The organism is Flagellimonas flava (assembly GCF_900129665.1).
GTDB classification, from domain to species: Bacteria; Bacteroidota; Bacteroidia; order Flavobacteriales; family Flavobacteriaceae; genus Flagellimonas; species Flagellimonas flava.
In genome coordinates, this window is record NZ_FQWL01000001.1 from 75,456 (window position 1) to 96,778 (window position 21,323).

Below are 21,323 nucleotides of genomic sequence, written 5' to 3' on the forward strand. Positions count from 1 at the left end.
AACTTCAACTATAAGATGTAAATAGGATCGATGAACGGCAGTTTTTGGTCGATGGTTGAAGGAATGGACAAAAAAAACTATATTCATTCCCATGGAAAACAGAGATTTACAGCGATATCGGGTAAAACAAGAGGTCAAGCTCAAAGAAATAGATACATATGAAGATTTTAACAGCTCGGACAAGGCCCTGAAAAAGGAATTGGAGAATATCCGCGAGGATTTAGGCAAATTCCAGGATAAACTCTACGCCCACGGAAAATACGCAGTTTTGGTCTGTCTTCAGGGAATGGACACTGCCGGTAAGGACAGCCTAATCCGAGAGGTCTTCAAAGATTTTAATGTCAGGGGAGTGGAAGTACATAGTTTTAAGGTGCCTACGGAACTGGAACGCAAGCACGACTATCTCTGGAGACATTACCTAGCCCTGCCTGCACGTGGTAAATTCAGTGTTTTCAACAGAACTCACTATGAAAATGTACTGGTGACCAAGGTGCATCCAGAATACATACTCGGTGAGGACATCCCAGGAGTTGATACCGTTTCAGATATCGACTCGACCTTCTGGGAAAACAGGTATAGGCAAATCAACGATTTTGAAAAGCATATTGCTGAAAATGGAACCTTGATTTTCAAGTTTTTCCTTCATCTGTCCAAAGAGGAACAACGGCAACGTTTGCTGAGGCGTATTCGACTCAAGGAAAAGAACTGGAAGTTCTCGCCAGGAGATCTTAAGGAGCGCAAACTCTGGGAACAATACCAAGAATGCTATGAGGAAGCTATTAATAAAACTTCCAAAACGAATGCACCTTGGCACATAATTCCTGCGGACAACAAAAAAGCTGCCCGGGTTATTGTAGCTTCCATTCTTCTGGAAGCGTTAAAAAAGTACAAAGATATTGAGGAACCTGAACTGGATGACGAAATAAAAGCTAATTTAGAAACCTTCAAACACGAACTTGAAAAAGAAACCGAATGAGAACAACCCTACTCCTACTTCTTTTAGTTATAAGCACTCCGTTTTTTGCACAATCCGAAGATGAAAGACAACTAAGGGCCATCTATGATAAGGCGCTTACCAATGGAAAGGCCTATGACTGGTTGAACCATCTTTCCAACCAGATTGGAGGAAGACTTTCCGGTTCCGTTCAAGCGCAGCAAGCGGTTGATTATACCCGGGAACAATTAGACTCCCTTGGTTTAGATCGTGTATGGTTACAACCCGTAATGGTTCCAAAATGGGTGCGGGGTACCCCTGAATTTGCGTTCATTGAGACCAAGCCTGGAGTAACCACCAATGTTCCCATTTGTGCCCTTGGAGGTTCAGTGGCAACCCCAGATGTTGGGATCAAAGCCAATATTGTTGAAGTTCAGGGGATAGAAGACCTCGAAAAAGTAGGGCGTGAAAATATAGAGGGGAAGATTGTTTTTTACAATCGGCCAATGGACCCCAAGTTGATCAGCACCTTTGCCTCATATTCTGGATGTGTCGATCAACGGTATGCCGGAGCAGCGGAAGCTGGAAAGTTTGGGGCTTTAGGAGTAATCGTACGTTCAGTGACCTTAAGGTTGGATGATTATCCACATACCGGTTCCATGAGTTATGGAGACACCCCGGTTTCGGAGCGGATTCCTGCTGCTGCGATAAGCACAAAAGGTGCCGAATTGCTTAGCACTACACTTAAATTAAATCCAGACATCAAGTTTTATTTCAAACAGAACTGCAAGCAGTTGGACGATGTGGAATCCTATAATGTTATTGGTGAAATCCAGGGTTCAACATATCCTAATGAGGTAATGGTAGTTGGAGGACATTTGGATTCATGGGATTTGGGGGATGGCTCCCATGATGATGGCGCCGGTTGTGTCCAGAGCATGGATGTTCTTCGCTTGCTGAAGGAAACTGGTTATAAACCCAAACGAACACTCCGTGTAGTACTGTTCATGAATGAGGAAAACGGGCTTCGAGGCGGTAATAAGTATGCCGAGGTGGCCCGCCGGAAAAATGAAAAGCACGTGTTTGCGCTAGAGAGTGATTCCGGAGGTTTTACTCCCAGAGGTTTTTCCTTTAATTGTTCCGATGAAAATTTGAAACAAATACAAAGCTGGGCTGGTCTTTTCGAACCTTATCTTATCCACATGTTCGTGGAAGGCTATAGTGGTGCGGATATTCGACCATTAATGGACCAAGATCTGGTGTTGGCAGGCCTTCGTCCAGACTCTCAGCGTTATTTTGACCATCACCACGCGGAAAACGACACTTTTGAGCATGTAAACAAACGTGAACTTGAACTTGGTGCAGCTACCATGGCCAGTTTGGTGTATTTGATAGATAAATACGGGACGATTCCAAACAAAAAGATTAAAGGGTAAGTCCTAATCGGTTTAGCTAAATCTAAACGGAACGCTTGAGCAGCAAAAATTTATTGGTTTATCTGTTTGATAATTAGTTCGGACTTATTGGATATCCAAACGTTGTCGTCGGTTACGTTTTCAGATTTTAACCTTAAATGAATGTCGATTTCTGATTCAGGAAAGGCGTCCAACAAGTTATCCGAGATTACGTTCACATATTCCGTACTTGAGGTGGAAAGTTCAGTGTTTTCAATAATTTCAAAATTTGTGGCATCGTACAGATCAACAATAGCACGGTTTCCGCTATTATCGGACTTTATACTAGCTGTGTAAATGATGGAGCTTAGGTTATCCCAACTTCTTTTGTCAAATTTTATGATTGCTGGATAGACATTTATATTATCTCCAGAGGTTCCTGAAGCTCCCGAATTATTGTTGTGCAAGACTATTCTTGTTTCTTTTGAAATTGGGTCCTCAATTCCGCCACAGACAAATTTTGTGTCTCCTATTTCGCCAGATTCAAGAGTGAAATTGGAATTAGAATCCAAACCTGTGTCAATCCTGATTCCTCCAAATTGACAATTGTCACCTGGAGTTTCCTGTGAAAATAGGGTAATTGAGGACAAGCCCGACACTCCATCTTCGCCATCTTCAGGTTGGCAACTGATGAGGAGAGCAAGGGCAATAAGTAAATATCCAACTACTAGATACTGTCTCATAATAGATTCAAATTGCATGTTGTTATCGTCTTATGACTAGTTCGGCCTTTCTGCCCATATAAACTGTGGTGCCTTCATTTTGTGTACGTAACCTTATGGAGATATCAATTTCCTTATCAGGTATTTCGGAAATTAGGTTTTCTGAAACCATTAAAATACCGGGGTACTGTGTGGCGGTGTTGGTTAAGACGCTATTTGCAATAACTTCTCCGTCAGTGTCATTATATAATTCTACAAAGCAGCTATTGCTGGAACTTTCGGAATATATCCAAGCAACATAAAAAATTGAGGACGCATTGGGCCAATTTGCTTTGTCAAACTGAATGATTTCGCCCATTTTTCTGCCCTCCACCGAACTTGTTCCCGAAGCGCCAGAACCACTGCTGAACAAAACTATCCTACCCTCATCCTGAAAATCACTGTTGAAACCATCACAGAGATACGTGGTGGATACAACCTCCTCCGCATCGAGCGAAGTATTGGAATTAGCATCAAGTCCGTTTTCTATCCTAACTCCACCGTATGGACAATTGGCGCCTTCAGGCTCGTCGTATAAGACTGTTAGACTATTGACCCCTGATGTGCCGTCTTCTCCATCTTCTGGAGAACAATTGTAACACATAAGAGCGTATAGAAGAAGAAAACAAAAGCTTAATTTGGATAAATTCATAAGTGCAAATATTGATGACAAGTGCGGAGTTATCTGGATTCCGCGAATAACAAAAGGGTTGTGGAAACTCAACGCTTCCCCTTAACTTAAATTGTATGGGAAACCGTAAACAATAGGAATATAAAACTTCTCCACGAATATAGTACTTACGCTATCAAAGTTGCGCCAGCCACATAAAAACCCCTACCTTTGCAGCCTTAAATTCGAAGTCCTTTACGTTCGAATAATCTAAAAATCAAGAAGAATGCAAGACGGAATCTACGCAAAATTCAATACTACAAAAGGGGAAATTTTGGTAAAATTGACCCACGATAAAACTCCTGGAACGGTAGGTAACTTTGTGGCCTTGGCCGAGGGAAATATGGAAAATTCAGCCAAACCGCAAGGGAAACCTTATTATGATGGACTTAAATTCCATAGGGTGATTGCTGATTTCATGGTCCAAGGCGGATGCCCCCAAGGCACCGGAACAGGAGATCCAGGTTATAAGTTTGACGATGAGTTTCATGATGATCTTACGCATGAAGGGCCAGGTGTGTTATCCATGGCCAATGCAGGGCCTGGAACCAATGGAAGCCAGTTTTTTATCACCCATGTGGCCACGCCATGGTTAGACAACAAGCATACGGTTTTCGGACATGTCGCACATGGACAAGAGGTTGTGGATGCTATTGCCCAGGGAGACGGCATTGATACGTTGGAAATTGTAAGAGTAGGTGCTGAAGCTGAAGCTTGGAATGCGATTGAGGCGTTCCGAACTTTCGAAGGTGCACGAGAAAGACGAATTGCAGAAGCTAAGGCCAAAGCCGAGGCCGAAATGGAAAAATTGGCTGCTGGTTTTGAAAAGACCGAAAGCGGCCTTCGATATAAAATGATCCAAGAGGGTAGTGGGATCAAAGCTGAAAAGGGAAAGACGGTTTCCGTTCACTACGAGGGAAGTTTGACCAACGGACAGGTTTTCGATTCCTCATACAGCAGAAATCAACCCATAGATTTTACCTTGGGTGTTGGTCAGGTAATTCCTGGTTGGGACGAAGGAATTGGTCTGTTGAAGGTTGGCGACAAGGCCCGTTTTGTAATACCTTCCCAATTGGCGTATGGCAGTGCTGGAGCTGGTGGGGTTATTCCTCCGGATGCTACGTTGATATTCGATGTAGAGTTAATGGATGTAAAGTAGGGCCAGCCTGCTTCGAAAGCATAAAAAAAGCCTCCGTACGGAGGCTTTTTTATTTTGTTCTGTTCACACTGACCAGCAATAAGCAAAGGTTCAGTAACAATAGTAAGAGTAATACCGTAAAAAAAGTGCCCATTTGAGGATTGTTTAATGGTTTTGTGTTTAATCTACTTTCAGTCTGTTAACAACTCAACGGAGAAATACCCTACTATATTGTACTATTTTTTTGAACTGTTGACGCTGATCAGCAGTAAAATGAGATTGACGGCCAATAAAATGGACAGGATTACAAAGAAGGTGCTCATCGTAATTTTATGTTTAATGGTTGAAGGGGAAACAGTGTTTGTTTAAGAATTAGATTAAAAAAGTAGAATAGGTTGCGTAATCCTTAAACAAAATTGGAAAGAAAAAACCCAGGCCTAGGCCTGGGTTTGTATAAAAAAGTGTGCTGTTACCTTAATCTATAACTTGTACGTTTACGGCGTTCAATCCTTTTTTACCTTGCTGTAGTTCGAATTCTACTGCGTCACCTTCTCTAATTTCATCGATTAAACCTGAAACGTGTACAAAGTGATCTGTGTTTGAACCTTCTTCGGTGATAAATCCATAACCTTTGGAATCATTGAAGAATTTTACTGTTCCTTTACTCATTGTTAAATGTTAAATAATTAAATCAGCCGCGAAGGTACGTTTAATTTATTCGGATTTAAGGTTTTTTTGATTTTTTTCCGAAACCAAGCGATTAAACCGTTGGATCAGGGGTTAATCTCAAGTAGGGTTTAACTTCCTCCACACCCTTGGAAAATAGTTCCTTGGCCTCTGCCGTAGGTATGGCAGGACTAACAACTACTTTTTCTCCGCTTTCCCAATTTGCTGGAGTGGCTACCTTGTGATAGGCCGTCAATTGAAGCGAATCCACAACGCGAAGCAATTCGTAAAAATTACGACCCGTGGAAGCTGGATAGGTCAAAATCAATTTCACCTTTTTGTCCGGTCCTACGATAAATACAGAACGTACAGTTAAGGTGTCGTCGGCGTTGGGATGGATCATGTCGTATAAATCGGAAACCTTTCTGTCCTCATCGGCAATAATAGGAAAGTTGACCACAGTATTTTGTGTTTCGTTGATATCCTTGATCCATTCTGCGTGGGATGCGGCACCATCCACGCTCAAGGCCATCATCTTTACATTGCGTTTTTCAAATTCATCCTTGAACTTGGCGGCGGTTCCAAGTTCTGTGGTGCAAACAGGAGTGAAATCTGCTGGGTGCGAGAAAAGAATGCCCCATCCATCACCTAAATATTCATAAAAGTTCAAGGTGCCTTGAGAGGTTTCTGCTGTAAAATCGGGAGCGATATCGCCCAATCGAAGAGTTGCCATAAATATTGTTTTTTTAATTGATATAATAATTCCACACAAAATTAGTGGATTGTTTTTCATGCCCATTCTGAGGCAGTTAAAACTGTATTAAAGTTTGGGTATGCCAAATGATTTTCATCATGATTTGTGATTTTTTCAAGAATAAAGTTTGCTACTTTTAGCGTATGGAAAAAGATAGCATGGAACAATTACGGTATCCTATAGGAACGTTTAAGGCACCTGAAACAATTACGGATAAACATTTGGATGAATGGATAACGGCTCTGGAGCATCTCCCGGAGCGATTGGAAAACATGGTTTCTCCATTGACCGAAGAACAATTGGGAACCCCATACCGGCCAGGAGGATGGACGGTACGACAGCTTGTGCATCATATTTCAGACAGCCATCATAATAGCTACATTCGTTTTAAATGGGGGTTAACAGAGGATAATCCAACTATCAAACCCTATTTTGAAAAAGAATGGGCCCAACTGTTCGATACACAATCTGCCCCTATCCAAATGTCATTAGATCATTTGCGGGCCGTACATGTTAAATTGGTGTATTTGTTAAAGGGGCTTACTAGGGAACAACTTCAGAGAAAGTTCACCCACCCTGATGGAAATGAGGAAACCACCTTAGAAGAAAATATTGGTCGATATGCCTGGCATGGCAGTCATCATTTTACACACATTGCAAATTTGATCCAACGAGAAGGTTGGTAATCACAACTGTTTGGTGAGCACCCACATCGGTTTTTCCTCGGGAACCGCATGGGGCAGGGTAAGTTCACTTTCCTTTTTAATTTTGAACCCGTTTTTGAGGTAAAATTGAATGGGACTCCCCTTCTGCATGGTATCCAACCATAAAATCTCCTTTCCCAACGCTTTGGCATACGCTTCAATTTGGGTCAATACTTTTTTACCCAAACCTTGACCGGAGTAGGCTTTAAGGAGATATATTTTTTGAGCTAACAAGCTCTGTTTGGAACTATGCTCGTCCAAGGGCGAATCCAATACCAATTTAACGATACCGGCAACGCATTCACCGGTCCTGACTAGGAAATGCCTTAGATTGGGATTCGCCATATCCTCCTTTACCACCTGCTGGGTAAAACTTCTGCTGATGTAGGGAGCGGGGTCCTGATTTTCCCATAGATGCAGATAATGTTCCTTGTAGGATTGTGTTCCTACGGAAACATAAGTGCTTATTGTCGATTGGACAAGCGGTTCTAAAACAATCTCCATACAAACAAATTATGGGCTTTCCCCACCCTCAGGGCCATAGAAAAACACCCAGGTAGAAAAATCATCCGTAAAGTTTTCAAAGCGATGCTCGACCCCAGCTGGTACAAAGAGGAAATCCCCAGGGCCAAAATTGGTTCGGACACCATTGTTCAGGAATTCTCCGGTGCCGGAAATCACCACATATATCTCGTCCCGGGTATGCGGTTGTTGAAGGTCTACTTTTTCGGGTTTATAGATCTCCACTTCCAGGGAACCATGTGTGAAAAGCATCTTAAATGGACTTTCTTGCGCGGTCAACTTATTCAGGGCTTCTGTTGTAGTAATTCGCATAACAATAATTTAGAACTGATTATCGGCCCATTTGATGTTGCACCCAATACTTGGTTTTTGGTTACTATTGATTTCATTTCCTGAAAGAAGGGCATCCATTGCATTTCTGAGATCGTTACCTGTTAATGGCATGCCGTTCCCTGGTCTTGAATCGTCCAGTTGACCACGGTACACCAGCTGCAAATCTGCATCAAACAGATAAAAATCAGGGGTACAGGCCGCGTCATAGGCCTTGGCCACCTCTTGGGTCTCGTCATAAAGATAGGGGAAGGAATAACCCTCATCTTTTGCATTTTGCTTCATAAGATGTGGCGCATCCTGCGGATAATTGACCACGTCGTTACTGGAAATGGCCACAAAGCCGATTCCCTTTGCCTGATATTCCTTTCCCAATTTGGAAATTTCCGGGTTCACATGGATCACAAAAGGGCAGTGGTTACAGATGAACATTACAACCGTTCCTTTTTCACCCTTCAGTTCTTGAAGCGTTAATTCCGTGTCGCTTACCGTGTCTGTAAGTTTAAAATCTGGGGCCTTGGTGCCCAAGGCCAACATATTACTGGGGGTTCTTGCCATGGCATTTGTGTTTTTTTTCAGTTTGCGTAATTGCCTTGCGCATAGGAGGCAACGATACTGCTGTTTGGTGTTTTACAATTGTTTGGAAAGTCAAAGAAATAAATACATTTGGGTAATCCATTGTCAAAGGTGACCCGGACCGATCCTGCTGCGCTGGCACCAAAACCCTTATATCTGTAATTGGCATTTAACTCCCTTGGTCTTCCCTGGCTATCTTTGGATTGGACGGTGAGACCAGAAATACTTCCCGAGACGTACCTATTGAATGCCCAGGTTTTTGAATGGTTGGTTACGAGGTCATCCACTAGCCTGGAAAGGTTTTGACTTCCGGTAGGACCTCCCGATACTTTCATTGTGGTGTACTTGCTGGCTTCTTTCATACGAATTCCCGGCTGGTTCAGCGCAAATGCCTTTAGATTTTCCTCAAACCTGCGCACCCCAGGGCTATCACATCGGTTTAGGCTGAAAAGTTGTGCCATGTCGTTTCGTATGCCGTTGGTCTTATGAATCATATCCACAGAATTACCTATTGCATTGGGATCGGCCATTTGGGCCAAGGTATTGCGAAATACCTCCGCGCTCTGGATTTTTTCCACGCTGAGTTTGGCTGCGTATAAGTCTCTTCTTGCATATAAGCCGGAACCCACAGTGGTCCAGTCGATGCAGGTTCTGCTGGTTTCGATACCATAGCCGTTAGTGATTACTTCCTCAGTGGCGCAGACCCAATTCATGATTTCTACCTTGGAAGAAGGTAGGTTGTTTGGGCATTGCCTGCCAAAAGTTCGAAGGTATTGCTCAAAAAGCATCAAAAATTGATTGTCTTCCCGAGTTAGTTTTACATTTTCGAACTGCCCTCTAAAAATGTAGTCAAAGAACTCAGCATTGAACAGGCCATCTGTATTGAATGACAAGGATTGTGTTTCCTTTACTACCCCAAAACTATCTTCGGTCACAGGTGCAAACGAAGTGGAAATGGTCAGTGCAAAAGCCAAACTGAAGATCTGGATTGAAAACGTCTTTATCCGCATGTATACTTAATTGTTGGTTTTCAAATGACAGTTGGGGATAGGTTAAAGATAGTAAAACAACAGAGAGCGTCAACGCAAACTAAAGTGGTGAATTCAGTTTGGTTTCTGGTTAACTCCAATTACTATTTTCAAGTCGCAAAACTTAGCCGTGTCGTTTTCTACGGTAGTGTCGACAAGTTAATTGGTTTAGGAACACCTTGGACTCAACCAACTCAAAATTCAAGGGCTTGGTCAGTACGCCAAACAGGGAATGGCCACCGCCCAGCAAAATGGGAATTGTGGTAATGATGATTTCATCAATTAAGTCTTCCCTTAAAAAGCTTTGAATGGTAGCACCGCCATCAATGTAGAGGTGGTGATATCCTTTTTGATGGATTTGTTCCAAAACATCTGTCAAGGGTCCTTTCACCAAGAATGCTTTCGCTTCATGACTCGTGGGAATGGAATCCATTGTATTGCTGAGGACAAAAACGGGTTTGGTATACGGCCATTCCACATCAAAACCAACAACAGTTTCAAAAGTCGTGCGCCCCATGACCAGTGCATCAATATTTGCCGTGAATTCATAGTAACCCATACTTTCCCCATCAGGATTCGGAATCATATCCAACCAGTCCAGTCCGCCATCTTTGTCGGCAATATAACCGTCCAAACTGGTTCCTATAAACACGCTGTTTTTCTTTTCCATAAATGAATGTGTAGTCTTGTCGAACATTATATTCAACATTTAAAATCCTCAATTGGCCATTTCGCTACATCATATCCCCAAAGAAAATGGCATTCATCAAAAGCTTATTGGTGCCATACCAAAAAGCCCTAAAGTTGGTATTGTCCGTAAACATAATCACTCGGCCTTTGCCCATTTTGCAAACTTTAAAGGGAACGCTGTTTTTGATCAACTCGGCATTTTCCTCGGAAATGTACCCGCTCAATAATGGGTCATTGGTGTACTGAATGGGATTGTCATAACTGTTCTTTTCCGGTTCCAAGTAGATATTGGTGTTTCGGAACATAGCCAATTTATTGTTCTTGTATCCGTAGTTTATTGGGTGTGAACGGTCTATCTTGGTTTCAAAAATAGCCCCACCCGTAACTTGTGCACCGGTATAGTCGTTCTTTTGATCAAAAGGGATGTTCTTGGCCACCAAAGTGTCCTTCTTCAATTTCACTTTCAGTAATTCATGGGTGTTCATCCAATGCGCGGTATTTCGGAAACCGATAACGGTTCCGCCTGCTTTCACCCATGCTTTGATTTTGTCTGCTCCTTTTTTATCCAAAATTTTATTGCCCCAGCCACTAGGTAAGATCAAATCGGTGTATTGGTCCAAATCCACAGAATCAAAATAGCGGGTATCCAGTTTGGTGATTTTCATATCATATCTGGTATCGAACAAATGCCATATTTCACCTGCATCGTAGGAGCGCACACCATCACCCACCAAAAGTCCAACTTTTTGCTTTTTTACAGGATCAAAATCGTTGCTTCCCAAGTCAATCCCTCTGGTAAGCCCGGTGGAGACCGCCGTAATCTTAATATGACTTTCTTTGGCAACTTTTGATAGAAAATTATAAAGTGCGTCGGCATCCAACTTTTGGTTTTGAACGGGGACCATTATGGTGCCATAATCATAGGTTTTACCATCTAGGGTAAAGGGCGACTTGGCCGTTTTGGCCCGTAATCCTTTCTGTACTATTTGGTTCAGCGCTTTTGGCGTATAGTATTCGTGCCACTCAAATAAATAGGCATAATTGCTCTTTTGACTGACCCCGCCTTGCGGCGCTTTAAAATCCGTGACCTCCTGCCCTGCATTGGAAAGGGAGTTGAGCTCGGCATAATCCAAATTAAAGGCCAATGGAAATGTCCATGCGGATACATCATAGAATAAGCTGTCCTTGAATGTGGTTCGTTTTTCGAACATAGCCTGGATCAATCTAGGATTCTTCTGGTTCATTGGAACAACATAACTGTATCCCTTTTTATAATTTTTGCCCGAGATGGTAACATCATTTGCCAGTTCATGAAATTTTATTTTGTGTCGGTTCAGAATTTCGGCCAAATGATAGGTCTTGGCAGCATCTTTACTATCGCCGAACACAATGGCCTTGGTTCTATTTCGACTGACTTCCCCTTTCATGTCGCGATAGAATTTCTGCTGGTAATTCAACAGTTTTGTTCGCATATTCTTGGCAGCCTCCACGGTAGAGACAGCCGTGGTGAATTGATTTCTTATTGTGAAAGGAAAGGTCAAGATGCCATTTTCGCTTTGCTGAATGTGACCCCTGGAACTTCCTTGTTCAAACAGGATTCCAATGCTACCGTTAACATCAGGAAAGGTGGAACCTTTGCCGTAGTAGTAGTCGTCATAATTTTCTTCGGAATAGTAGAGGGAACCTATTTTGTCCAAGGCCTTGGCATGGTAAGTGCCGATTTCCCGAGTCAAATCTTGATTGATGTGCGGTGTCAAAGGATTCACCCTCGAAGACTCACCAGGCTGAAAGAAAAAGGTAGAGTTGGTGCCCATTTCATGATGGTCGGTCAAGATGTTGGGCATCCATTTGTGAAAGGTTTCAATGCGTGCTCGACTCTCGGGCAGTTGCACCGGAAGCCAGTCACGGTTCATGTCAAACCAATAGTGGTTGGTTCGGCCACCGGGCCATACCTCATGGTACTCCCTTTCATTGTTGTCCGCGTTCAGGTTGATGCTTTTATGGACATTGGCCCAATACGCAAAACGTTGTAACCCATCGGGGTTAAAACAGGGATCTAGCAAAACAACCATATTGTCCAACATAGTTTCAACTTCAGGGCCCTCAGCGGCGGCCAAATAATAGGCATACGCCAGAGCAGCGTTTGAGCCACTGGGCTCATTACCATGGATGGAAAAGCCCTGATAGACCACAATAGGCATATTGGAGGTGTCCAAATTCCCGTTCCCTTCGGTGAGTTGAAGATGTTGTTGCCTGATGGACTCAATATTTTGATGATTTTTGGGAGAGGTAATGGTAAGCAAAGGAAGGGGCCTTCCCTCAAATGTTTTACCCCTGTCTTCGATGGTGATGCGATTGCTGGAAGCTGCTAATTGCTTCATATAAAACACCAACTTGTCGTGGGTCACATGCCATTCGCCCACTTCATGGCCAATCACATGGGCTGGCTTGGGTATGTTGACGTCATAGCTTACGTTCTGCGGCACATAGTAATCCAGATTTACCTGTTGGGCGGATAATTGTACGCTAAAAATGGCCAACAACAGAAAGTAGAGATGTTTCATAAGATCGTATTAGAATTAGTCAGCACTAAAAATAAAAAACGACCTGCGCATTGCAGGCCGTTTTATGGTTTTTTTAAAGGTTTAGGACTTAAATATCATCAAAATCCACGTCGGTAAAGTTTTCAGTGGTTCCATTTTCACTGATAGGTGTTTCCTCTTCCTTTTTAAAATCTTTTTGGTGTCTCTCTGAAATGACCTCTAGACCTTTTTCATCTATGATGTAATCCATCATTTCCTCCATGATTTCCTTGAATGCGGTAAAATCTTCTTTATACAGATAGATTTTATGTTTCTTGTAATGGAAAGAGCCGTCGTCATGGGTAAACTTCTTGCTCTCTGTGATAGTTAGGTAGTAATCCCCGGCTTTTGTGCTCCTTACATCAAAAAAGTAAGTTCTTCTTCCGGCTCTTAGGACTTTGGAGTAAATCTCTTCTTGATCCATTATGTCTTTCTCCCTCATATAGTCAAGTGTGTTTAGTGCAATAGTGAATAATTCTACCAAAAATGTAAAAAAAATGCTAATCCAGCAACTTTTTTCCTATTCTTTCTCAGAGAGTTGGTTCAGGTAGAGCTCTTTATAATACCCATCAGTATTGTTTAATTCGGTATGGGTTCCTTCCTGGATAATTTCACCATTTTCCAGCACAATGATCTTGTCCGCGTTCTTCGCGGATGACACCCTATGGCTAACAATAAGGGTTGTTTTATTTTCGGAGACTTCCTTCAAATTGTTGAGGATTTCTTCTTCTGTCTCTGTGTCCACAGCGGAAAGACAATCATCAAAAAGATAGATTTGTGGGTCTTTAAGTAAAGCCCTGGCAATGGAGACACGTTGCTTTTGACCTCCACTTAAGGTAATTCCACGTTCTCCCAAAATGGTGTTGTATTGTTGGGTGAAGCCCTCAATATTTTCGTGGACTACCGCTTTTTTGGCCACAGTAACAATATCATCAAAAGATGCATTCTCATTCCCAAACTTAATGTTGTTCTCAATAGTGTCGGAGAAAAGAAAGGCATCTTGGGGAACTGACCCAACAGCACTCCTAAGGCTGTTCAGGTTGAGGTTTCGGATTGGAGTACCATCTATAAGAACTTCTCCTGAAGAAACATCGTACAAACGCGATACCAAATCCAGAATAGTGGATTTACCAGAACCCGTTTTTCCTAGGAAAGCCACAGTTTCCCCAGCTTTGATTTGGAACGAAATGTTTTTAAGTGCTGTAATATTGGTGTCCTCATAGGTAAAGGATACATTTTTGAATTCGATGGCGCCCGTTACCGGCGTTGCTATTTCGACCTCGTTCTGGATAGAAGGTTGTTCGTGCAAAAATTCATTGATTCTTTTTTGGGAAGCTTCAGCGCGCTGGATAATGGAGGTGAGCCACCCCACAATGGCCACTGGCCAGGTAAGCATGTTCACATAGAGAATAAACTCGGCAATGATCCCTATGGAGGCGATATCACCATTGATGTATTGCTTTCCGCCGATATAGATCACAAAAATATTACTGATGCCAATGAGCAAAATCATCAAGGGGAAGAACCATGCATTTACCTTGGCCAAGTCCATACTGGTATCCTTACCCTCCTGGGCCAAATCTTCCAGTTCGGCATTAATTTTGGGCTCTAAGGCATATGCTTTAATGACCGCTACCCCTGAAAACGACTCTTGGGTAAAGGTGGACAGGCTGGATAAAAATTCCTGCACCTTTGTGCTACGTTTATGGATAATCTTACTAATCTGATAAATCAAAACGGACAGAATAGGCAGTGGAATTAGCGTGTAGGCTGCCAAAGTAGGTGCCTTAATAAACATCAAGGGAATGATGCACACGAACATGGTAAGGGTGTTGATACCGTACATGATTGCGGGTCCCGCGTACATACGGACCTGATTGATGTCCTCACTGATTCGATTCATTAAGTCCCCGATCCTATTTTTTTTATAAAAACTTAGATTGAGTCTTTGGTAATGATCGAAAACCTCATTTTTGAGATCAAATTCGATATAACGGGAGACGTTGATAATGGTCTGGCGCATTAAAAAGGTGAAAAGCCCGGATAGCAGGGCGGCACCTACAATGATCAGAATGTATTCGAACAACAATCCCTTGGCGGCACTTTTGGAAATAGTGTTGCCAACGAAGCCTTCGATGGCCTGAATTGATTTGTTGACATAAGAGGGCATGATCAGGGAAAAAACACGCGCAATAATGGTGATCAGAATCCCAATAAAGAGTTTGAACCAGTATTTTTTGAAATACTTATTGAGGTGTTTGAGTTCCTTCATAGGAGGGGAAAGCTTGGTTTTTAGCGGTCTTTCTTTGATGACAATTCAGCAAATATATGGGATTGCCCACAAAGTAAATGTTATAAAACTGATAAGAAAACAACTTTCATAGGATGGATTGAAATATAAGATTACTTTTGCGCAGTAAAAGCCAACAAACGACTTTAAAAGTTCTTTAAAAATGCTTACCAGAAGGCATATCAGAGTAAAAGTGATGCAGTGTATTTATGCGCTGATCCAGTCCAAGGACGATTCTTTGGAGAAACAGGAAAAGTTCCTAAAAGTGAGCATAGAGAACATGTATGTGCTCTATCTTTTGATACTTAGCCTTTTAATTGAGCTGCAGAAATTGGCTGAAAAGCATGCGGCACATGCTTCAAAAAAGTATTTGGCAACGGAGGAAGACGGCTATCCAGACCCATCAAGGTTTGTTAACAACAAACTATTGGCCCAGATTGGCGGCAACGCTTTACTTCAAAAAGAACTTTCCAAGCGAAAACTGAACAACTGGTACCTCAACGAGGAGTATATAAAGATTGTCTACAAGGAGGTTGTGGCCAGCGACATCTACAAAGCATATATGTCAAGTTCCGAAAATGGATATGAGGAAGACAAGGGTGTGGTCATACAGTTGTATCGAAATATCATCGCTCCAAACGAGAAGATTTATGAGTATTTCGAGGATGATAAGTTAACCTGGGTTGATGATATACCGATTGTAAACACCTTTTTGGTGAAGAGGTTGAAAAAAGCATCGGAATCTTCCAACGATTCTTTCTTCCTTCCATCCTTGCTCAAGGATGAGCAAGATATGGTCTATGCCAATGATTTGTTGACCAAGACCTTGTTGAACGATGCCAAATGGGAAAAGGAAATTGAAGGAAAAACGCCCAATTGGGACAACGACCGAATTGCGGAAATAGATTCCATTATCCTGAAAATGGCCATCTGTGAATTGCTCAATTTCCCGTCTATTCCGGAGAAGGTTACATTGAATGAATACTTGGAAATCGCTAAGGAGTATTCCACCCCCAAAAGCAGCATCTTTATAAATGGCGTGTTGGATAAATTGGCTAAAGAATATAAATCCACAGGTCAACTACAAAAAATGGGACGGGGACTTCGGTAAATTTTAATTTGATTAATTTTGAAGAAATAATTTTTTTAATATGAAAAGAGTAACAACAATTTTAAGTTTGATCTTAGCTGTTGGCCTTGTGGGAATTTCTTGCAAGGATAAGGCATCCAACAAGATAGTTGCCGACAACGTGGAGAATGCATCTGACAGGGATGAGGCTCAAAAGCAGCTTCCAGTTATGAGTTTTGAAAAACAAGAGCACGATTTTGGTACCATTACCCAAGGTACAGCACAAGAAACAACCTTTAAATTTACCAATACCGGGAATGCCCCTTTGATTATTACCGATGCTAAGAGTAGCTGCGGTTGTACCGTTCCCGAATACCCAAAGAACACACCTATTGCCCCAGGAGAAACAGGCGAGCTTTTGGTGAAGTTCAACGGGTCTGGCCAGAACCAGGTGACCAAAACGGTGACCGTAACGGCCAATACGGACAAGGGTACTGAGCTATTGCGAATTAAAGCGTTCGTAAACCCAAAGAACGCAGCTCAGGCAGGCCCTGTAAAATAGATAGAACCAAAAACCTCAAATGGAAAATATAGGACAGTTTTTACCTTTGATGCTGATTTTCGTGGTAGCGTACTTTTTTATGATTCGCCCACAGATCAAGCGTCAGAAGGATGAGAAAAAGTTTGCTTCGGAACTTAAAAAAGGAGATCGTATCATCACTAAAAGTGGTCTTCACGGAAAAATAGTGGAACTCAACGACAAGGATTTTTCCTGTGTAATTGAAACCATGGCCGGGAGACTTAAATTTGATCGCTCCGCCATTTCAATGGAGATGAGTAGAAAATTAGCTGCGCCCGCCAAGAAATAATTAGGTTCCCAACAATAAGATACTGAGCCCCTTGAAGTTTTTCAAGGGGCTTTTTGTATTTTAAGGTCAAAATCTACCATCATGGGCAATCGCAGACAATTTATCAAACAAGGCTCCTTGCTTACAGCTGGAATAGGAGCTTCATTATTATTTCCGCCAGAACTCTTGGCCACTATCCGAAAAAAAACCAGCCCCAACGATAGAATTCAGGTGGGATTGATCGGTTGCAATGGTATGGGCTTTGCCAATCTGTTGTCCATCTTAAAAAATAGCGAAGTGGAAGTTGTGGCCCTTTGCGATGTGGATAAGAATGTCCTTGCTGCAAAAACCGAAGCTCTTGGGAAAGCCGAAATCAAAAAACCGAAGTGGTACGGGGATTATCGAGCAATGCTGGAGGACAAGGATTTGGATGTTGTGATTATAGGTACTCCGGACCATTGGCACTGTCTTCAATTGTTGGATGCCGTAGATGCCGGAAAGGATGTCTATTGTGAAAAGCCCATTGCCAACTCCATAGCAGAATGTGATGCTATGCTTAACAAGGTCAATACTAGTGACCGTATGGTTCAAATTGGGCAATGGCAGCGAAGCCAACCTCATTTTGTGGACGCCATCAATTTTGTCCATTCCGGTAAATTGGGTCAAATACGTTTGGTGAAAGCATGGGCCTATCAAGGGTGGATGCAGTCGATTCCAAAGGTCCCAGACGGTCCAGTACCGGATGGGGTAGATTATAAGATGTGGTTGGGTCCCGCGCCGGAACGACCTTTTAACAAAAACAGGTTCCATTTTAATTTTAGATGGTTTTGGGACTATGCCGGGGGATTGATGACGGATTGGGGAGTGCACCTTATTGATTATGCACTGTACGGAATGAAAGTCGCCAATCCAAAATCGGTCATGGCATTGGGAGGAAAATTTGCCTACCCAAATGACGCTCAGGAGGCCCCGGACACACTACAGACAGTTTATGAGTTTGATGGATTTTCACTGCTTTGGGAACACGCGACAGGCATTGATGGCGGAAATTATGGCCGTGACCATGGGATTGCCTTTATTGGAAACAACGGTACCTTGGTTTTGAATCGGGGAGGTTGGGAAGTGATTCCTGAAAAGGATAGGCCCAATTGGAACCAAAATAACGGGCCAAAAATGGAAGCAATTCCTTTACAAACCGTCGAGGCCAATGGCTTGGATTTACATACGGCCAATTTTTTGGAAGCGGTGAAAAGCAGAAAATCCGCCATATTGAATGCCCCAATACAAGTAGGCTATGATACCGCGGTGGTATGTCATATGGGCAATGTGGCTTATAAATCTGGTCAACGTTTGTTCTGGGATTCCGAAAAGCGGCAGTTTGGAAATGAGCAGGCCAATGCGCTTCTTCAAAATGAATACCACAACGGTTGGATGCTGCCCAACAAGTAAGCGGATAGACCAGATAGGGTCATTTAGTGAAGGCGCATTTTGAAACCGATCTCAATTTTTGCCCTTTTTTCGACCCTTTCGTATTTGAACGGCGGTCAGCTCACAGATTTTCACAATGACCTTTACCGCCTTTTCCATACTTTCTAAAGGTACATATTCGTATTTACCATGGAAATTATGGCCTCCAGCAAAAATGTTGGGGCAGGGGAGTCCCATGAAACTTAGTTGAGAACCATCTGTTCCGCCTCGAATGGGCTTTATAATAGGTTCTATGCCCAATGACTCCATGGCTTCCTGAGCAATTTCAACAATGTGGAAGACCGGTTCCACCTTTTCGCGCATGTTCCGATACTGGTCCGTTATGGTCAAATGGACGCAGTTACCATATTTTTTGTTCAATTTTTCGGTGATATCCTTCAAAAGCTGTTTTCTGGCTTCGAAATGGGAAGCATCATGGTCCCTAATAATCAATTCAATTTCGGCGCTTTCAATCTCACCTTTGACCCTGTACACATGAAAAAAACCTTCCAGGTCCGAAGTATGCTCTGGCACTTCTCTAGGGGGAAGAAGACTTAGAATTTCATTGGCAATTCCTGTTGCGTTCACCATCTTTCCCTTGGCATAACCAGGATGAACGCTTTTACCTTCAATTTCAATTTTGGCTCCGGCTGCATTAAAATTTTCATACTCCAATTCCCCTACTTGGCTACCGTCCATGGTGTAGGCCCATTCGGCTCGGAATTTTTCCACATCAAATTTATGCGCTCCCCTTCCAATTTCCTCATCCGGGGTAAAGGCTATGCGAACCTCACCATGTTTAATTTCTGGGTGGTTCACAAGATATTCCATGGCGGTAATAATTTCGGCAATCCCTGCTTTATCATCTGCACCCAATAAGGTGGTGCCATCCGTAGTAATTAGGGTCTGACCGATATAGAGTTCTAAATCTTCAAAATAATTTGGGGAAAGCACCAAATCTTTGTTTTTGTTAAGGACAATGTCCTTGCCATCATAGTTTTCAATAATCTGTGGCTTTACATTTCTACCGCTAAAATCTGGAGTGGTATCCATATGGGATATGAACCCGATAGTGGGTACATTTTGGTCAACATTGCTGGGGAGCGTGGCCATGATATACCCGTGTTCATCAATGGCCACTTCCTGCATTCCAATTTGATGAAGCTCCAGAACCAATTTCTTGGCCAGATCCCACTGTTTTTTTGTACTGGGGGTTGTTTTTGAATAGGGATCACTCTGGGTATCGATGGATACATATTCTAAAAAACGGGGTAGTAATTTCTCCATTAAAGTGCGTTTCATCAAAAATAATGTTTATTCAATCGTGATTTTAGCAAAATCTATAATTGAAAACCTAAATTCCCCAATTGCTAAAAACCAATCAATTGAAACCTATAGTACTTTCTTTTTTGATGTGCCTGGGCTGGTCAGCTTATGGGCAACAGGAATGTTTTCTTGGCATCGGCGGGCAAGATGATGAAACCATCACTGAGGTATTCCAACTGAGTGAGTCCCAAAAGGAAAACTTGGAAAACTGGTCGGCCGAACTGAAGGTCAGAAACGATATTCTAAAGGACCAGGCCAAATATCTTCTTAAGAGACAGGCACAGGCTTCCCCAGAGGACTTGATGGCCATGTCATACAAATACAGGGATTTGTTGGATAGTATGAAACAAAACCTCAGAATGTTGGACAAGCGCCTGCTTACCATTTTCAACGAAGCACAATACAACTTATATATCGAACTCTGCAATCAATTGACACTGCGTCCAATTTATGTGAATAGGTCAGACAACGAAAAATAACCGATTTCTAAAATTCTGTAGGTAGAGTTTATATTTTTGTCCAAAATTTTCCCAATGTACAAGTTCCTCATCCGACCCATACTTTTTCTCCTTGATGCTGAAACTGCCCACCATTTTTCGTTCAAGGCGGTGAAGGTGCTTTCCAGATTGGGATTTGGACCTCTTTTTCGGAAACTGTTTGGATTCAATGATCCTCGGTTGGAACGCGAGGTATTTGGCTTAAAATTCAAAAATCCCGTTGGCCTTGCGGCAGGATTTGACAAGGATGCCATTTTATACAATGAACTTTCGAATTTTGGATTTGGCTTCGTGGAAATTGGGACCTTGACCCCTAAACCGCAAGCGGGGAATCCTAAAAAACGATTGTTCAGATTGTTGGAAGATCAGGCGATTATCAACCGAATGGGATTTAACAACAAGGGTGTATTTGAGGCTGCCGAGCAGCTAAAAAAGAAGCATAGGGTGTTAATTGGCGGTAATATTGGCAAAAATAAGCTTACACCAAATGATAAGGCCATAAAAGATTATTTAATTTGTTTTGAGGCACTTTTTGAGCACGTAGACTATTTTGTGGTAAATGTAAGCTCGCCGAATACTCCGGGACTCCGGGAATTGCAGGATAAGGAACCATTGACTGCGTTGCTAAAGAAACTCAATAAACAAAATGCCAAGATGGCCAAAAAGCTTCAGCTCAAAGAGCGGCCCATCTTGCTCAAGATTGCACCGGATTTGAGTGATGACCAGTTGTTGGACATTGTTGATATTGTAAAAAATACCAAAATCGCTGGTGTTATAGCTACCAATACCACCATTGATAGAAAGGGACTTAAGTCCCACTTGATTCAGACCGAGGAAAAAGGTGGGTTGAGCGGAAGACCATTGACCGGAAGGAGCACGGAGGTCATTCGGTTTTTATCGGAAAAAAGCGGGAAGGCGTTCCCTATTATTGGTGTGGGCGGTATCCATACCCCCGAAGATGCCCTGGAAAAACTTGAAGCAGGAGCTGATTTGGTGCAACTCTATACAGGTTTTGTGTACGAAGGCCCTTCCTTGATCAAAAAAATTAATAAGGCTATCTTGGCGCAAAAATCCTAG

General features: G+C 42.5%; 23 protein-coding genes. 10 read left to right on the forward strand and 13 right to left on the reverse strand.

Translation table 11 applies throughout. The annotated features are described in order from the left end of the window. Positions 1 to 91: 91 nt before the first annotated feature. Together BUC10_RS00405 and BUC10_RS00410 are read left to right on the forward strand one after the other, a co-directional pair. On the forward strand, positions 92 to 976 hold the full coding sequence (locus BUC10_RS00405) for a PPK2 family polyphosphate kinase (RefSeq protein ID WP_073177014.1): 885 nt from the start codon (positions 92 to 94) through the stop codon (positions 974 to 976). Continuing rightward, complete coding sequence (locus BUC10_RS00410) at positions 973 to 2,370, forward strand: M20/M25/M40 family metallo-hydrolase (RefSeq protein ID WP_073175953.1); 1,398 nt, start codon at positions 973 to 975, stop codon at positions 2,368 to 2,370. Before BUC10_RS00405 ends, BUC10_RS00410 begins: the two co-directional genes overlap by 4 nt. Positions 2,371 to 2,420: 50 nt before the next feature. Here the strand turns inward: BUC10_RS00410 and BUC10_RS00415 are convergent, their stop codons facing one another. Further along, on the reverse strand, positions 2,421 to 3,071 hold the full coding sequence (locus BUC10_RS00415) for a DUF7151 family protein (RefSeq protein WP_073175954.1): 651 nt from the start codon (positions 3,069 to 3,071) through the stop codon (positions 2,421 to 2,423). A 22-nt stretch (positions 3,072 to 3,093) separates the two neighbouring features. Further along, entirely contained in the window at positions 3,094 to 3,693 is a 600-nt protein-coding gene (locus BUC10_RS00420) for a DUF7151 family protein (RefSeq protein ID WP_073175955.1), read from the reverse strand. 292 nt (positions 3,694 to 3,985) lie between these two features. Between BUC10_RS00420 and BUC10_RS00425 the strand changes: the two genes are divergently transcribed. Beyond that, positions 3,986 to 4,918 (forward strand): peptidylprolyl isomerase, encoded by a 933-nt coding sequence (locus tag BUC10_RS00425; RefSeq protein ID WP_073175956.1) that lies wholly within the window; start codon positions 3,986 to 3,988, stop codon positions 4,916 to 4,918. Between the two features lie 453 nt (positions 4,919 to 5,371). Here the strand turns inward: BUC10_RS00425 and BUC10_RS00430 are convergent, their stop codons facing one another. Beyond that, a complete protein-coding gene (locus BUC10_RS00430; protein ID WP_055397609.1) occupies positions 5,372 to 5,566 on the reverse strand; it encodes a cold-shock protein in 195 nt (64 codons plus the stop codon). A 91-nt stretch (positions 5,567 to 5,657) separates the two neighbouring features. Then, complete coding sequence (locus tag BUC10_RS00435; RefSeq protein ID WP_073177015.1) at positions 5,658 to 6,296, reverse strand: peroxiredoxin; 639 nt, start codon at positions 6,294 to 6,296, stop codon at positions 5,658 to 5,660. Positions 6,297 to 6,460: 164 nt separating this feature from the next. Here BUC10_RS00435 and BUC10_RS00440 point away from each other — a divergent pair, with 164 nt between their 5' ends. Further along, complete coding sequence (locus BUC10_RS00440) at positions 6,461 to 7,003, forward strand: YfiT family bacillithiol transferase (protein WP_073175957.1); 543 nt, start codon at positions 6,461 to 6,463, stop codon at positions 7,001 to 7,003. Here BUC10_RS00440 and BUC10_RS00445 read toward each other — a convergent pair whose 3' ends face one another. The 8 genes from BUC10_RS00445 to BUC10_RS00480 all read right to left on the reverse strand — a co-directional run bounded on the left by BUC10_RS00445 (position 7,004) and on the right by BUC10_RS00480 (position 15,021). Next, on the reverse strand, positions 7,004 to 7,525 hold the full coding sequence (locus BUC10_RS00445) for a GNAT family N-acetyltransferase (RefSeq protein ID WP_073175958.1): 522 nt from the start codon (positions 7,523 to 7,525) through the stop codon (positions 7,004 to 7,006). 9 nt (positions 7,526 to 7,534) lie between these two features. Beyond that, positions 7,535 to 7,855 carry a cupin domain-containing protein gene (locus BUC10_RS00450; RefSeq protein ID WP_073175959.1) on the reverse strand — a complete coding sequence of 107 codons (321 nt, stop codon included), beginning with the start codon at positions 7,853 to 7,855 and terminating at the stop codon, positions 7,535 to 7,537. 9 nt (positions 7,856 to 7,864) lie between these two features. Then, positions 7,865 to 8,431 (reverse strand): thioredoxin family protein, encoded by a 567-nt coding sequence (locus BUC10_RS00455; RefSeq protein WP_073175960.1) that lies wholly within the window; start codon positions 8,429 to 8,431, stop codon positions 7,865 to 7,867. A 17-nt stretch (positions 8,432 to 8,448) separates the two neighbouring features. After that, on the reverse strand, positions 8,449 to 9,459 hold the full coding sequence (locus BUC10_RS00460; RefSeq protein ID WP_073175961.1) for a hypothetical protein: 1,011 nt from the start codon (positions 9,457 to 9,459) through the stop codon (positions 8,449 to 8,451). Between the two features lie 142 nt (positions 9,460 to 9,601). Further along, positions 9,602 to 10,147: a dihydrofolate reductase family protein gene (locus tag BUC10_RS00465; protein WP_073177016.1), complete on the reverse strand. Its 546-nt coding sequence runs from the start codon at positions 10,145 to 10,147 to the stop codon at positions 9,602 to 9,604. 64 nt (positions 10,148 to 10,211) lie between these two features. Further along, entirely contained in the window at positions 10,212 to 12,731 is a 2,520-nt protein-coding gene (locus BUC10_RS00470) for a M14 family zinc carboxypeptidase (protein ID WP_073175962.1), read from the reverse strand. Positions 12,732 to 12,819: 88 nt separating this feature from the next. Beyond that, positions 12,820 to 13,191 (reverse strand): PUR family DNA/RNA-binding protein, encoded by a 372-nt coding sequence (locus BUC10_RS00475; protein ID WP_073175963.1) that lies wholly within the window; start codon positions 13,189 to 13,191, stop codon positions 12,820 to 12,822. 78 nt (positions 13,192 to 13,269) lie between these two features. Then, positions 13,270 to 15,021: an ABC transporter ATP-binding protein gene (locus BUC10_RS00480; RefSeq protein ID WP_073175964.1), complete on the reverse strand. Its 1,752-nt coding sequence runs from the start codon at positions 15,019 to 15,021 to the stop codon at positions 13,270 to 13,272. A 181-nt stretch (positions 15,022 to 15,202) separates the two neighbouring features. Between BUC10_RS00480 and nusB the strand changes: the two genes are divergently transcribed. The 4 genes from nusB (at position 15,203) to BUC10_RS00500 (ending at position 18,405) form a co-directional block, all read left to right on the forward strand. Next, positions 15,203 to 16,150, forward strand: coding sequence for a transcription antitermination factor NusB (nusB, locus tag BUC10_RS00485; RefSeq protein WP_073175965.1), 948 nt, complete (start codon positions 15,203 to 15,205; stop codon positions 16,148 to 16,150). Positions 16,151 to 16,190: 40 nt separating this feature from the next. Next, positions 16,191 to 16,670: a DUF1573 domain-containing protein gene (locus tag BUC10_RS00490; protein ID WP_073175966.1), complete on the forward strand. Its 480-nt coding sequence runs from the start codon at positions 16,191 to 16,193 to the stop codon at positions 16,668 to 16,670. Between the two features lie 19 nt (positions 16,671 to 16,689). Beyond that, complete coding sequence (gene yajC, locus BUC10_RS00495) at positions 16,690 to 16,977, forward strand: preprotein translocase subunit YajC (protein ID WP_073175967.1); 288 nt, start codon at positions 16,690 to 16,692, stop codon at positions 16,975 to 16,977. An 81-nt stretch (positions 16,978 to 17,058) separates the two neighbouring features. After that, positions 17,059 to 18,405, forward strand: a complete 1,347-nt coding sequence (locus BUC10_RS00500) for a Gfo/Idh/MocA family protein (RefSeq protein WP_073175968.1) — start codon at positions 17,059 to 17,061, stop codon at positions 18,403 to 18,405. Between the two features lie 51 nt (positions 18,406 to 18,456). Here BUC10_RS00500 and pepT read toward each other — a convergent pair whose 3' ends face one another. Further along, positions 18,457 to 19,725, reverse strand: coding sequence for a peptidase T (pepT, locus tag BUC10_RS00505; protein WP_262493176.1), 1,269 nt, complete (start codon positions 19,723 to 19,725; stop codon positions 18,457 to 18,459). 83 nt (positions 19,726 to 19,808) lie between these two features. Between pepT and BUC10_RS00510 the strand changes: the two genes are divergently transcribed. Both BUC10_RS00510 and BUC10_RS00515 read left to right on the forward strand, forming a co-directional pair. Then, positions 19,809 to 20,228, forward strand: a complete 420-nt coding sequence (locus BUC10_RS00510) for a hypothetical protein (RefSeq protein WP_131819026.1) — start codon at positions 19,809 to 19,811, stop codon at positions 20,226 to 20,228. Between the two features lie 54 nt (positions 20,229 to 20,282). Next, positions 20,283 to 21,323, forward strand: coding sequence for a quinone-dependent dihydroorotate dehydrogenase (locus tag BUC10_RS00515; RefSeq protein WP_073175970.1), 1,041 nt, complete (start codon positions 20,283 to 20,285; stop codon positions 21,321 to 21,323).

Coding starts and splice junctions, on each gene's coding strand:
- BUC10_RS00405 (WP_073177014.1), top strand. CDS start 92: ATGGAAAACAGAGATTTACAGCGATATCGGGTAAAACAAGAGGTCAAG.
- BUC10_RS00410 (WP_073175953.1), top strand. CDS start 973: ATGAGAACAACCCTACTCCTACTTCTTTTAGTTATAAGCACTCCGTTT.
- BUC10_RS00415 (WP_073175954.1), bottom strand. CDS start 3,071: ATGAGACAGTATCTAGTAGTTGGATATTTACTTATTGCCCTTGCTCTC.
- BUC10_RS00420 (WP_073175955.1), bottom strand. CDS start 3,693: ATGTGTTACAATTGTTCTCCAGAAGATGGAGAAGACGGCACATCAGGG.
- BUC10_RS00425 (WP_073175956.1), top strand. CDS start 3,986: ATGCAAGACGGAATCTACGCAAAATTCAATACTACAAAAGGGGAAATT.
- BUC10_RS00430 (WP_055397609.1), bottom strand. CDS start 5,566: ATGAGTAAAGGAACAGTAAAATTCTTCAATGATTCCAAAGGTTATGGA.
- BUC10_RS00435 (WP_073177015.1), bottom strand. CDS start 6,296: ATGGCAACTCTTCGATTGGGCGATATCGCTCCCGATTTTACAGCAGAA.
- BUC10_RS00440 (WP_073175957.1), top strand. CDS start 6,461: ATGGAAAAAGATAGCATGGAACAATTACGGTATCCTATAGGAACGTTT.
- BUC10_RS00445 (WP_073175958.1), bottom strand. CDS start 7,525: ATGGAGATTGTTTTAGAACCGCTTGTCCAATCGACAATAAGCACTTAT.
- BUC10_RS00450 (WP_073175959.1), bottom strand. CDS start 7,855: ATGCGAATTACTACAACAGAAGCCCTGAATAAGTTGACCGCGCAAGAA.
- BUC10_RS00455 (WP_073175960.1), bottom strand. CDS start 8,431: ATGGCAAGAACCCCCAGTAATATGTTGGCCTTGGGCACCAAGGCCCCA.
- BUC10_RS00460 (WP_073175961.1), bottom strand. CDS start 9,459: ATGCGGATAAAGACGTTTTCAATCCAGATCTTCAGTTTGGCTTTTGCA.
- BUC10_RS00465 (WP_073177016.1), bottom strand. CDS start 10,147: ATGGAAAAGAAAAACAGCGTGTTTATAGGAACCAGTTTGGACGGTTAT.
- BUC10_RS00470 (WP_073175962.1), bottom strand. CDS start 12,731: ATGAAACATCTCTACTTTCTGTTGTTGGCCATTTTTAGCGTACAATTA.
- BUC10_RS00475 (WP_073175963.1), bottom strand. CDS start 13,191: ATGAGGGAGAAAGACATAATGGATCAAGAAGAGATTTACTCCAAAGTC.
- BUC10_RS00480 (WP_073175964.1), bottom strand. CDS start 15,021: ATGAAGGAACTCAAACACCTCAATAAGTATTTCAAAAAATACTGGTTC.
- nusB (WP_073175965.1), top strand. CDS start 15,203: ATGCTTACCAGAAGGCATATCAGAGTAAAAGTGATGCAGTGTATTTAT.
- BUC10_RS00490 (WP_073175966.1), top strand. CDS start 16,191: ATGAAAAGAGTAACAACAATTTTAAGTTTGATCTTAGCTGTTGGCCTT.
- yajC (WP_073175967.1), top strand. CDS start 16,690: ATGGAAAATATAGGACAGTTTTTACCTTTGATGCTGATTTTCGTGGTA.
- BUC10_RS00500 (WP_073175968.1), top strand. CDS start 17,059: ATGGGCAATCGCAGACAATTTATCAAACAAGGCTCCTTGCTTACAGCT.
- pepT (WP_262493176.1), bottom strand. CDS start 19,725: ATGAAACGCACTTTAATGGAGAAATTACTACCCCGTTTTTTAGAATAT.
- BUC10_RS00515 (WP_073175970.1), top strand. CDS start 20,283: ATGTACAAGTTCCTCATCCGACCCATACTTTTTCTCCTTGATGCTGAA.